This window comes from Nocardioides sp., from assembly GCF_014360585.1.
Lineage (GTDB): Bacteria > Actinomycetota > Actinomycetes > Propionibacteriales > Nocardioidaceae > Nocardioides.
The window spans coordinates 1-12108 of sequence record NZ_JACIXG010000122.1; the positions used below are offsets into that span (position 1 = coordinate 1).

The 12108-nt window shown below is 70.1% G+C and carries 11 protein-coding genes; 6 read left to right on the top strand and 5 right to left on the bottom strand.

What is annotated here, in order from left to right:
- Both H5T77_RS24405 and H5T77_RS24410 read right to left on the bottom strand, forming a co-directional pair.
- Positions 1–951: ornithine cyclodeaminase family protein (locus H5T77_RS24405; protein WP_292653204.1), on the bottom strand; the 951-nt coding region annotated here is incomplete at its 3' end.
- Positions 952–968: 17 nt separating this feature from the next.
- Complete coding sequence (locus H5T77_RS24410) at positions 969–2327, bottom strand: MFS transporter (protein ID WP_292653205.1); 1359 nt, start codon at positions 2325–2327, stop codon at positions 969–971.
- Positions 2328–2477: 150 nt separating this feature from the next.
- On the opposite strand from H5T77_RS24410, the gene H5T77_RS24415 reads away from it, so the two are divergent.
- The 3 genes from H5T77_RS24415 (at position 2478) to H5T77_RS24425 (ending at position 7704) form a co-directional block, all read left to right on the top strand.
- Positions 2478–5276 carry an FAD-binding and (Fe-S)-binding domain-containing protein gene (locus H5T77_RS24415; protein WP_292653206.1) on the top strand — a complete coding sequence of 933 codons (2799 nt, stop codon included), beginning with the start codon at positions 2478–2480 and terminating at the stop codon, positions 5274–5276.
- A 260-nt stretch (positions 5277–5536) separates the two neighbouring features.
- Entirely contained in the window at positions 5537–6748 is a 1212-nt protein-coding gene (locus H5T77_RS24420) for a class I SAM-dependent methyltransferase (RefSeq protein ID WP_292653207.1), read from the top strand.
- Positions 6745–7704 carry an esterase-like activity of phytase family protein gene (locus tag H5T77_RS24425; RefSeq protein ID WP_292653208.1) on the top strand — a complete coding sequence of 320 codons (960 nt, stop codon included), beginning with the start codon at positions 6745–6747 and terminating at the stop codon, positions 7702–7704. The genes H5T77_RS24420 and H5T77_RS24425 overlap by 4 nt, the downstream gene beginning before the upstream one ends.
- Before the next feature lie 16 nt (positions 7705–7720).
- Here H5T77_RS24425 and serC read toward each other — a convergent pair whose 3' ends face one another.
- Positions 7721–8836 carry a phosphoserine transaminase gene (gene serC / locus H5T77_RS24430; RefSeq protein ID WP_292653209.1) on the bottom strand — a complete coding sequence of 372 codons (1116 nt, stop codon included), beginning with the start codon at positions 8834–8836 and terminating at the stop codon, positions 7721–7723.
- A 43-nt stretch (positions 8837–8879) separates the two neighbouring features.
- Here serC and H5T77_RS24435 point away from each other — a divergent pair, with 43 nt between their 5' ends.
- Both H5T77_RS24435 and H5T77_RS24440 read left to right on the top strand, forming a co-directional pair.
- Entirely contained in the window at positions 8880–9353 is a 474-nt protein-coding gene (locus H5T77_RS24435; RefSeq protein WP_292653210.1) for a GNAT family N-acetyltransferase, read from the top strand.
- Between the two features lie 65 nt (positions 9354–9418).
- The gene (locus tag H5T77_RS24440; protein ID WP_292653211.1) at positions 9419–9667 is read left to right on the top strand and encodes a ribbon-helix-helix protein, CopG family; all 249 of its coding nucleotides are present in this window, start codon (positions 9419–9421) and stop codon (positions 9665–9667) included.
- Positions 9668–9778: 111 nt separating this feature from the next.
- Here H5T77_RS24440 and H5T77_RS24445 read toward each other — a convergent pair whose 3' ends face one another.
- Entirely contained in the window at positions 9779–10882 is a 1104-nt protein-coding gene (locus H5T77_RS24445) for a citrate synthase 2 (protein ID WP_292653212.1), read from the bottom strand.
- 69 nt (positions 10883–10951) lie between these two features.
- Between H5T77_RS24445 and pdxH the strand changes: the two genes are divergently transcribed.
- Positions 10952–11599: a pyridoxamine 5'-phosphate oxidase gene (gene pdxH / locus H5T77_RS24450; RefSeq protein WP_292653213.1), complete on the top strand. Its 648-nt coding sequence runs from the start codon at positions 10952–10954 to the stop codon at positions 11597–11599.
- A 96-nt stretch (positions 11600–11695) separates the two neighbouring features.
- Here pdxH and H5T77_RS24455 read toward each other — a convergent pair.
- The coding region (locus tag H5T77_RS24455; protein ID WP_292653214.1) for a S8 family serine peptidase at positions 11696–12108 on the bottom strand (413 nt) is incomplete at its 5' end.

Consider the following 12108-nt stretch of genomic DNA (forward strand, 5'->3'; position numbering starts at 1 on the left):
GTGGGCTTGGGTGCCTGCGTCTCGCGCCTCGGCAGCGGCCAGGATCACTTCTGCTGCGGCGGCGTCCTGGACGCCGACGCCTACCGAGAGATAGACGAGTATGTCCGTCGGGGCGCGGTCGAGCGAGTCGGCGCCGGTCAGGAGCGCGCCGAGGTCGGTGATCCGGTCGCGCGTGACCAGCCCCGAGGCGATGGCGTCGACGACCGGGCCGGCGTCGGTCATGGCGGACGGGCGATGGTCGACGAGGACCGTGGAGCGTCCCAGAAGTGATGGCGGCAGCTCGACGCGGTCGGGAGCGAAGGAGCCGACGCTGGCCACGGTGGCGCCGTCGGTGACCCAGGCGTCCTCGATCACCGGTGTGAGGGACGATGTGCACAGGACGACGATGTCGGCGCCGCGTACGGCCGGTTCCAGATCGTGCTTCGCGGTGGCGCCGTGGGACTCGGCGATCTCGGCGGCGACCGCCCGGTTGCGGCCGTGGACGTGGAGCTCGGCGTCGGGGTGGGTCACTGCGAAGGCGTCGAGGTGGGCGCGGGCCTGGGCGCCGGTGCCCACGACGAGGATGCTCTTGGCGTCGGGTGCGACCTGCTGCATGGCGAGGGTGGTCGCGGCAGAAGTACGCAGGCCGGTGACGCTGTCGCCGTTGATGATCGCTCGTGGTGCGCCGGTCTCGGGGTCGAGAACCGTGATGACCGAGTGCACGGCGCCGAGGCCGCGGGCGGCGTTGGCCGGGTTGACGCTGCCGAACTTGCTCACTGCGGGGGCGTCGGGGGCGATCCGAGACGAGTAGCAGAACGAGACCGACGCGTCCGGTCCTGGGACGAGGAGCCGAGGAGGCTGGACTGCCTCCCCGGCTCCCAGCCGGGTGAACGCCTCGCGCTGGGACTCCAGCGCGAGGCGGGGCGTGAAGATGCTGCGTACGTCTGTGGCGGAGAGGATCCTGACGGTCACCCCGCCACGTTAGACCCTCAGGCGGTGGCCAACTCCTGCGTCTCCTCGAGCGCGATGTCCCTGGTCTCCTTGCCGATCAGCAGCGAGATCAGGGTGATCACCGCCATCGCGGAGAGGTAGACGCCGACCAGGACGGGCGAGCCGTCGGCCTGCTTCCACAACGCGACCGCGATGAACGGGGCGACCGCGGCGCCGAGGATCGAGGCGACGTTGTAGGAGACGCCGGAGCCGGTGTAGCGCACGCTGGTCGGGAACAGCTCCGGCAGCAGCGCACCCATCGGACCGAAGGTCAGGCCCATCAGCGAGAAGCCGATGACGAGCCAGAGCATGACGCCGACGTTGCCGGCGTTGACCAGCGGCACCCAGGTGAAGCCGAAGGCGATGATCCCGAGGGTGACCGCGATCAGCAACCGGCGGCGGCCGAACTTCTCGGCGAGCGGGCCGGAGACCATGGTGAAGATGCCGAAGAAGACCACACCGAAGATCAGCATCAGCACGAAGGTCGTGTAGCCGTAGCCCAGGCCGGGGACCGCGAGGTCCTCGGCGGCGGTGCCGAACGACAGCGAGAACGCGGTCATCAGGTAGAAGAGGACGTAGGTCGCGAGCATGAAGAAGGTGCCGAGGACCAGCTGCTTGCCCTGGTTGCGCACCACCGAGGCGAGCGGGACCTTGCGGACCAGGCCGGCGTCCTGGCTCTTGGTGAACACGTCGCTCTCGACCAGGCGCAGCCGGACCCACAGGCCGATGACGACCATGACGGCGGAGAAGAGGAACGGCACGCGCCAGCCCCACTCCAGGAACGCCTCGGACGGCCTGGTCGGGTCGGCGCCCTCAGCGGAGAGCAGCGCTGCGATGGCCAGGAAGAGGCCGTTGGCGAGTATGAAGCCCAGCGGCGCGCCGAGCTGCGGGAACGTACCGTAGATGGCGCGCTTGCCCTCCGGGGCGTTCTCTGTCGCGACCAGGGCCGCACCGCTCCACTCGCCGCCGAGCGCGAAGCCCTGGGCCAGGCGCATCAGCACGAGCAGCGCGGTGGCGACCCAGCCGACGGTCTCGTACGTGGGGAGGGTGCCGATCAGGAAGGTCGCGATGCCCATGGTGAGCAGCGAGATCACCAGGGTCGTCTTGCGGCCGAGGCGGTCACCGAGGTGGCCGAAGAAGATCGCGCCGATCGGGCGGGCGACCATCGCGGCGCCGAAGACGGCGAAGCTCGCCAGAAGGGCGGTGGTCGGGTCCCCGGCGGGGAAGAAGAGAGCCGGGAAGACGAGGACGGCTGCGGTCGCGTACACGTAGAAGTCGTAGAACTCGATCGTGGTCCCGACGAGACTGGCGACGAGCACGCGTGAGCGCGGGTTGGCCGGGGTGGGGGTGTCGGACATGGTCTCTCTCCGAGGTGTGAGGGGGCCCGCCGCTCGCGGGTCGTCCCATCCTATGAGCGTTTGATATCGACCAATGAGATCGGTGTCGGTTGTGATCACCCGGCGTGGGCATCCGGCGGTGACGACGCGAGGGTCTGTGACAATGAGCGCGTGAATGCGACTGCCTCGGATCTGGCGAATGAGCTGCGCAACCAGGGGATCAGCCGGGTCGACGACTCGCCGCTGGCCCGGGCGCTCTACTCCAGCGACGCGAGCCTCTACCGGGTCGTGCCCTCGGTCGTGGTGCGGCCGCAGTCACGCGACGAGCTGCTCGGGGTGCACTCGGTGGCGCGCTCCGTGGGAGCTCCGGTGACGATGCGCGGCGCGGGCACCTCGATCGCCGGCAACGCCGTCGGGACCGGCATCGTCGTGGACACGCGGGACCTGCGCACCATCTACGAGATCGACCCCGAGGCACGGACGGCGCGGATCGATCCGGGCGTCATCCATGCCGACCTCCAGCGGGCCGCGGCGCCGCACGGGTTGCGCTTCGGGCCCGACCCTTCCACGCACACCCGCTGCACCATCGGCGGGATGATCGGCAACAACGCCTGCGGCAACCGGGCGCTTGGCTACGGTCGCACCGTCGACAACATCGAGGCGTTGACCGTGCTCTTCGGCAACGGCGAGCAGGCCGACTATGCCGACGGTGTGTCGACCGGCGAGACGGCGGAGCGGCTGCAGGCGCTGGTCGGCGCCAACCTCGGGCACGTACGGACCGAGTTCGGTCGCTTCGGGCGTCAGGTCTCGGGCTACTCGCTCGAGCACCTGCTGCCGGAGCGGGGCGGCCGGGTCGACCGGTTCCTGGCCGGTTCCGAGGGCACGCTGGCGACCATCCTGGAGACGACGGTGCGGCTCGTCGAGGACTCGCCCGGACGGCTGCTGCTCGTGCTCGGCTATCCGACCATGGCGGAGGCGGCCGACGCGGTGCCCGCTCTGTTGGCGGTGGCGCCGGGGCGGCTGATCGCCTGCGAGGGGATGGACGCGCGGATCGCCGACCTGGTGCGCGCCAAGGGGCGCTCGGTGCCCGATCTCCCCAAGGGAGCCGGCTGGCTGATGGTCGAGGTCGCCGGACAGGACGCGCCTGACCTGGTGCAACGCATCGCCTCGGCGTCGGGGGCGCTCGAGTCGCGGGTCGTCGTCGATCCCCTCGAAGCGGCCGCGCTGTGGCGGATCCGCGAGGACGGCGCCGGGCTGGCCGGGGTCTCGCTGCCGACGCCCGCCCACTCGGGATGGGAGGACGCGGCCGTCCCGCCGGAGCACCTCGGTGCGTGGCTGCGGGACTTCGAGGAGATCCTGGAGTCGTTCGGCCTGCACGGCTACCCCTACGGTCACTTCGGCGACGGCTGCATCCACTGCCGCATCGACTTCCCCTTCGCGCCGGACGCGCCGGAGTCGGCGCAGGTGTTCCGGGAGTTCATGACGGCGTGCGCGACCCGGCTGGTGACCTACGGCGGCTCGCTGTCGGGTGAGCACGGCGACGGCCGGGTCCGCTCGGAGCTGCTGCCGATCATGTACGACTCGACCTCGATCGATCTCTTCGAGCAGGTCAAGGGCATCTGCGACCCCTCGGACCTGCTCAACCCGGGCAACATCGTGCGGCCCGCGTCGATCACAGACGATCTGCGTCCGGTGCGGTCACGTGCCCTCCCGCGGACCGGACTGCGGCTGATCCACGACTCCGGCGACCTGGGTGCTGCCGTGCACCGCTGCACCGGCGTCGGCAAGTGTGTCGCCCCGAAGACTGTGGGGGTCATGTGCCCCTCCTACCTCGCCACCCGCGAGGAGAAGGACTCCACCCGTGGGCGTGCGCGTGTGCTGCAGGAGGCGCTCGACGGGTCGCTCGTCGGTGGGCTCGGCGACCCCGCGGTGGGAGAGGCGCTCGACCTGTGCCTGGCCTGCAAGGGGTGTGCGTCCGACTGTCCCACGGGCATCGACATGGCGACGTACAAGTCCGAGGCGCTCTACCAGAAGCACCACGTCCTCGGGGAGCGGCGGCCGCGCTCGCACGCTTTTCTCGGGCAGCTGCCGAAGTGGGCGCGGCTCGCGGCGCCGTTCACTCAGATGGCCAACGCCTCCCTGAAGGTCGGCCCGCTGGCGAGGATCGCCAAGAAGACCGCCGGCATCGACCAGCGGCGCTCGATCCCGGCGTTCGCGGCCAAGACGCTGAGGCGGTCGGCGCCGACAGGGATGCTTCCGGAGGCTCCGGACGTGTGGATCTGGGCCGACTCGTTCACCGACCACTTCTTCGCGCAGTCGGGTCATGGTGCGATCAAGTGGCTGGAGGCCCAGGGTCTGACCGTGCGCGTGATCGGCGAGAAGGCCTGCTGCGGCCTCACCTGGATCACCACCGGCCAGCTCGACGACGCCCGGAAGATCATGGAGAAGACGGTTCGTACGCTGGCTCCCTATGTCTCGTCAGGCGTGCCGGTCGTCGGGCTGGAGCCGTCGTGCACCGCGACGCTGCGGTCGGACTCGGTGGAGCTCTCGGCGCTGCCCGAGGCCGAGGTCGTACGTGACGGGGTGCTCACCTTCGCCGAGCTGGTGAAGCGGTTGGTCGGCGAGGGCCGGGCGTCGCTGCCCGACCTGACCGGCGTCGAGGTGGTCGCGCAGCCGCACTGCCATCAGCACGCCGTCCTGGGCTGGGTCGACGACGAGGCACTGCTGACCCAGGCTGGTGCGAAGGTCACCAAGGTCTCCGGCTGCTGCGGCCTCGCCGGCAACTTCGGGGTCGAGGAGGGCCACTACGAGGTCTCGGTGGCGGTCGCGGAGACGTATCTGCTGCCCGCCGTCCGGTCCCAGCCCGACGCGATCGTCCTGGCCGACGGGATGTCGTGCCGCGTGCAGCTCGATGACCTCGCCTCGGTGCCCGCCATGCACCTCGCTGAGCTCTTCGCCTCGCGAGTGTGAGGCGTCGGCTGGGCTGGTCGTCGTCGCTGTAACACGCTGTTCGTAGGTCTACTCGCCTTTTATAACGACCGGATAGACCTACGAACGACGTGTTACATGCGACCGCGACGTACGCGCCGGCCAGACGGCTGAGGTCGTGGATGGGTGTTGGCGCCCGGCCGCGCCTAGACTGAAGCGGTGAACCCGCGTTACCGCCGACTGATCATTCCCGGAGCGCTGGTCGCCCTTCTGCTGCTGGTCGTCGTCGCCGGGGTGTTGAGTTGAGCAGGGAGTCCGAGCCGCTGCTGCGGGCGTTGAACCGGATGCGGTCGGTGATCCTCGATCCCGATCAGCTGGTCAAGGCGGTCGCGTCGGGCAGGCAGCGTGGCACCACGCCGCAATGGCGCCGCGCCGAGATCCGCTACGTCGACCTCAAGGCCGGACGTCACCTGCAGATCACGACGTACGACGCCACGCAGGCGTTCACCGCGAACCACCCGGTCGGGGACCCGTCCGCGCTCGACGACCTGCTCGATGTCCCGTTCGCCAACTGGATCGTGACGACCGCGACCGAGCAGACCCAGATCCAGGCCAAGACGCCGACCACGGCGCTGGTCTCGACCACCGAGCTGACCGCGCCGGTCGAGGCCGAACATGGCCATGACCAGCCCAAGGAGCGGCTGCTGCCCGAGTCCGACCCGGTCTTCCGGGTGCTCGGCCTCTCGGACAAGGACGGCAACCTGAAGCCGTCGCGGCAGGCGAAGTACCGCCAGGTCGAGGAGTTCCTGCGCCAGCTCGACGCCGCCCTGAGCGACGCGATGAAATCCGGGAAGGTCCGCCGGCCGACCGCCGAGGAGCCGCTGCGGATCATCGACCTGGGCGCCGGCAACGGCTACCTGACCTTCGCGGCCCAGCGCTACCTCACTGAGGTCCGCGAGCTGCCCGTCGTCGTCACCGGCGTCGACGTCAAGGAGCAGTCGCGGGAGCACAACACCAAGATCGCCGCGGAGCTGGGGGTCGCTGCCGAGTTCGTGGCCGGGACGATCGACGGCGTACAGCTCACCGAGATGCCCGACGTGGTGCTCGCGCTGCACGCCTGCGACACCGCCACCGACGACGCCCTGGCCCGTGCGGTCGAGTGGGAGGCGCCGCTGGTGCTGGCCGCGCCGTGCTGCCACCACGACATCGCCGCCCAGCTGCGCAAGGCCCCGACCCCGGCGCCCTACTCGATGCTCACCCGACACGGCATCCTCCGCGAGCGCTTCGCCGACACCCTGACCGACGCTCTGCGCGCGAGCCTGCTGCGGCTCTCCGGCTACCGGGTCGATGTGGTGCAGTTCGTGGAGAGCCAGCACACCCCGCGCAACACCATGCTCCGTGCGATCCGCACCGGATCGCCGGTCAAGGGCGGTTCGGTGAAGAAGGAGTACGACGAGCTCGTGGCCGAGTGGGGCGTACGTCCGAAGCTCGGCGAGCTGCTCTCCAAGCGATGAAGGCCGTCGCCGCCGCGGCGGGCGCGCTCGGGCTGGTGCTGATCTGGTCCGTGCCCGCGAACGCCGCCGGCGACGACGTGCTCTTCGCCTTCTCCGACCCGACGATCAGCGAGGCCAGCGGGCTGACACCGCTCGGAAACGGGCTGTACGCCACCACCAACGACTCCGGCGACAGCGGGCGGGTCTTCACCGTCGACTCCCGCGGCGACACGGTCGGGGTGACCCACTGGGCCGAGGACCCGGTCGACGTCGAAGGGCTGGCGCCAGCGGGCGGCAACCGCGTCTGGGTCGGGGACATCGGGGACAACAACAGCGTGCGGGACTCGATCAGGATCGCGAAGGTGCGGGTCGGGCGGGGCGAGCGTACGGTCTCGCCGACCGTCTACGAGCTCGTCTATCCCGACGGTCCGCACAACGCGGAGTCCCTGCTGGCCCACCCGGACGGGCGGCTCTTCGTCGCCACGAAGGACTGGGGCGGCGGAAGCCTCTACGCCGTGCCGAGGCGGCTCGACCTCGACCGCCCCAACCGGTTGAAGGAGGTCGCCCCGGTCATCCCGATGGCCACCGACGGCGCCTTCTTCCCCGACGGAGAGCATCTGGTCGTACGCGGCTACTACTCCGCCACGATCTACGAGTGGCCCTCGATGGACCGGGTCGGCTCGTTCCGGACACCCGACCAGGAGCAGGGCGAGGCCATCGGCGTCACGCGGAAGGGCGACGTCGTGGTCACCAGCGAGGGCATCCGGGCCGAGGTGATCAGAGTCGACCCCGAGCTCGTGGGTGAGGTGGTCGGGGAGGAGCCGTCCCCGACGGCCGATCCGACCGCTGAGCCGAAACCGGACGAGGCCGAGCCAAAGACCGAGGACGACGGTGCGGGCGACGGCGGCTCCACCGGCCCGATCGCCCTGGTGGCGGTTGCTGTCGTGGCGTACTTCCTGCTGCGCAAGCGGAAGTGAGTCGGAGCAGCTCGAGTCAGAGGCGGTCGACGACCCAGTCGATGCAGGCGGTGAGGGCCTCGACGTCGGCGGCGTTGACCGACGGATACATCGCGACCCGGAGCTGGTTGGTGCCGACGCCGCGGTAGGAGTCGAGATCGACGACGCCGTTCTCGGCGAGCACGCGGCGCAGCTCGTCCTTGTCGATGCCGGCGTCGAGCTCGACGGTGCCGACGACCAGGGATCGATGGCTGCGGTCCTCCACGAAGGGTCGGGCGTACGGCGCCTTCTCGGCCCATGCGTAGAGCGCGTCGGAGGAGGCGGTCGTGCGCGCGACCATCGCGTCCAGCCCGCCGGAGGAGTTCATCCAGTCGAGCTGCTCGGCCATCAGGAAGAGCGTCGCGACGGCGGGGGTGTTGACCGTCTGGCCGCTGCGGGACTGCTTGATCGCCTCGGTCAGCGAGAAGAACGACGGGATGTGCCGGCCGCTGGCCGCGATCTCCTCCGCGCGGGCGACCGCCGCGGGGGAGAGCAGCGCGAGCCAGAGCCCGCCGTCGGAGGCGAAAGACTTCTGCGGAGCGAAGTAGTAGACGTCGCTGTGGGCAACGTCGAGCGGCAGGCCACCGGCGGCCGAGGTGGCGTCGACGACGGTGAGCTGATCCGCACCTGCGCCGGCGGGACGTACGACCGGAGCCATCACACCCGTCGACGTCTCGTTATGTGTCCAGGCGTAAACATCGACGTCGTCCTCGTGCGTCGGCACCGCCAGTGACCCCGGATCAGCCGAGATGACCGACGGGTCGGCGAGCCACGGCGCCGACGTGGCGGCGGAGAGGAACTTCTTGCCGAACGCGCCGAAGACGGCGTGCTGGCTGCGCTCACGCACCAGCGCGTACGTGGCCAGGTCGAAGAAGGCCACCGAACCACCGTTGCCGATGACGACCTCGTAGCCCTCGGGCAGCGAGAAGAGCTCGGCGAGGCCGGACTGGACGCGACGGACGAGATCCTTGACCGGCTGCTGCCGGTGGGAGGTCCCCATGATCGAGACCCCCGTCGCGGCCAGCGCCTCCAAGCGGCCCGCGGGCACCTTGGACGGCCCGGACCCGAAACGTCCGTCGGCGGGCAGGATGTCGGCGGGGATCTGCAGCGTCATAAACCCATTCTCTCAAGACGCGGACATCGGCCAGAATACCGACGTGACTCTTGAGATTCGCCGGGTTCCGTACGACCACCCGGACGCACAGAAGCTGGTCGACCGGGTGCAGGAGTTCTACGTCGAGCGCTATGGCGAGCCTGACTACGACCCGACGGTGCCGGAGATGTTCGAGTCACCCGCGGGCGCCTTCTTCGTCGCCTACCTCGACGAGGTCCCGGCCGCCTCCGGCGCCTGGCGGCGCTCCGGCGAGCAAGTCATGGGGACCGATGTGTCTGCGGAGATCAAGCGGATGTACGTCGTCCCGGAGGCCCAGGGCAGGGGCCTCGCGAAGCGGATGCTCGCCCACGTCGAGGCCTCCGCGCGTGAAACTGGCTTCGGCGTCATGGTGCTGACCACCGGCGGCCTCCAGCACGAGGCCATCGGGCTCTACGCCGCCAACGGCTATGTCGACGTCGAGCCCTTCGGGTTCTACAAGGACGACGACCTCGTGGTCTGCATGGCCAAGAAGCTCTAGGTCACCCAGCGGACTCGGCAGCGCAGCATGTGTGCTGCGGCTTCCGTCGGCGTACGCTCCTTGTCATGGCAGATGCTCAGGAGATCGTGATCACCCTGTCGGAGCCCGACCTCGAGACGATCAACGAGCTCATCGCTGACGGCGGAGTCGACAGCGTGGCCGACTTCGTCCAGCGTGCCGTGCGGCTGGTGCTGGACGATCTCGAGGACGGCGGTGAGCTGTCCGCCGAGGCATTCGAGACCGTCGAGATGACGGACGCGCTGGCGCGAGCGCTCGATGAGGTCGAAACGCTCTTCCGGCGGAGCCGAGGCTGATCGCGCGCGTCGATCAACCCTCGGTCCCGCATCACGCCCGACCACGTCGCCTGCCGGGCGCCCGGACACGTCGAGGCCCGGGCTTCGCTGAGCCGCCCGGACCAGGGCGTGTCACTTCGCCCAGTCGGCCCTCCAGCCGTCGACCGCGTCGGCGGAGCGGGGTTCGGGGCCGGTGTAGATGGCGCTGGGGCGGATCAACCGGCCGGTCCTCTTCTGCTCCAGGATGTGGGCGGACCAGCCACCGGTGCGGGCGCAGGTGAACATCGAGGTGAACATGTTGGCCGGGATCTGGGCGAAGTCGAGCACGATCGCGGCCCAGAACTCGACGTTGGTCTCCAGGACACGGTCGGGGCGGCGGGCTCGCAGCTCCTCCAGAGCCGCCTTCTCCAGGGCCTCGGCGACCTCGTAGCGGGGCGCGTTGAGCTCGCGGGCGGTGCGGCGCAGCACCCGCGCCCGCGGGTCCTCGGCGCGGTAGACGCGGTGGCCGAAGCCCATCAGCCGCTCGCCGGAGTCGAGCAGGCCCTTCACGTAGGCGGAGGCGTCGCCGGTCTTCTCGACGTCCTCGATCATGCCGAGCACGCGGGAGGGCGCGCCGCCGTGCAGCGGGCCGCTCATCGCGCCGATCGCGCCGGAGAAGGCCGCGGCCACGTCGGCGCCGGTGGAGGTGATCACCCGGGCGGTGAAGGTGGAGGCGTTCATGCCGTGCTCGGCGGCCGAGGACCAGTAGGCGTCGATGGCGTGCGCGTGAGCGGGGTCGGCCTCGCCACGCCAGCGGATCAGGAAGCGCTCGGCAAGAGTCTTGCCCTTGTCGACCTCGCGCTGCGGCACGATCGGCAGGTGGATGTCGCGGGCCGACTGGCCGGCGTACGAGAGGACCATGACGGCCACCCGGGCGAGGTCCTCGCGGGCCTGCTCGTCGGAGATGTCGTAGGTCTGCCCGAACCCGAAGGCAGGCGCGAGCATCGGGATGGCGGCCTGGACGTCGACGCGCACGTCGCCGGTGTGCACCGGCAGGTTGTAGGCCTCGGCGGGCGGCAGGCCCGGGCCGTATGAGCCGTCGATCAGCAGACCCCAGACGTTCTCGAACGGCACCCGCCCGACGATGTCCTCGATGTCGACCCCGCGATAACGGAGGGCCGAACCCTCTTTGTCGGGCTCTGCGATCTGGGTCTCGAAGGCCACGACGCCCTCGAGACCGTGCTGTACCTGGCTCACTGCCTTCTCCAATTCTCCTAGTGTCGCTCCGCATTCTGCCCCACGCGTGAAGAAGATAGGCTCGACGGCATGGATCTGGCGGCTGAGCTGGCGGCAGCGAGAGAGAACTACACCCGCAGCGGGCTGCACGAGGACGACCTCGCGACCGACCCGTTCCTGATGTTCGAGAGGTGGTACGCCGAGGCTCGTGACGCGGGCATCGTCGAGCCGAACGCGATGGTGGTCTCGACCGTCTCGGCCGAAGGGGCGCCCTCCTCGCGGACCGTCCTGCTGAAGGGCTTCTCGGCCGCGGGCTTCACCTTCTTCACCAACACCGCCTCCCGGAAGGGTGAGGACCTCGCCGCCGAGCCGCGCTGCGCGGTGCTCTTCCCGTGGCATCCGCTGGAACGGCAGGTACGCATCGACGGGCTCGCCCGCCAGCTTCCCCAGGCAGACGTCGAGGCCTACTTCGCGCAGCGGCCGCGTGGCTCGCAGCTCGGCGCCCACGCCTCTCACCAGAGCCGGGTCGTCTCCGGACGCGAGGAGCTGGCGGCGGCGTACGACCAGGTCGAGGCCCAGTTCGAGGGCCGGCCGGTCCCGGTGCCGGAGGAGTGGGGCGGCTACCGCGTCGAGCCGACGAGGGTGGAGTTCTGGCAGGGACGTCCGGGGCGGATGCACGACCGGCTCGTCTACCTGCGTGAGGGCGACGGCTGGCGTACGGAGCGGCTCGCCCCCTGACCCTGAGGGACGGGAAGGGCCCGGGTGCTCGAGATGAGCATCCGGGCCCTTCGTCGCGGTAGCAATACCCGGTCAACCGGGTATTGCTGCACGCGGTCAGCGCTTGCCGATTGCCGCCTTGGCGTTGACGATGCCGCTGCCGTAGAAGCCGTTCGGCGCCTCGCCACCCTCACAGGTGTGGGTGGAGGTAGCCGTGGTGCCGTTGGGCAGGTGGCGTACGTAGGTGAAGTCCGCCGGGACCGGGCAGGCCTTGGCGGTGGCCGACTTGCGCAGGATCTTCTCGACCTTGGCGGGCGAGAGGGTCTTGCCGGAGCGGTCGTGCTTGCCGTACTTGCCGACGATCAGCGCGGCCACACCAGCGGCGTGCGGGGAGGCCATCGAGGTGCCCTGCAGGTACTGGTAGTAGGAGCACTCGCCGCTGGAGCAGTCCGAGACCGCCCACGGCACCAGGACCTCGCCGGTCGCCGGGTCGATCGCGCCCTCGGCCACGGCCAGGTCGTAGGGGTAGG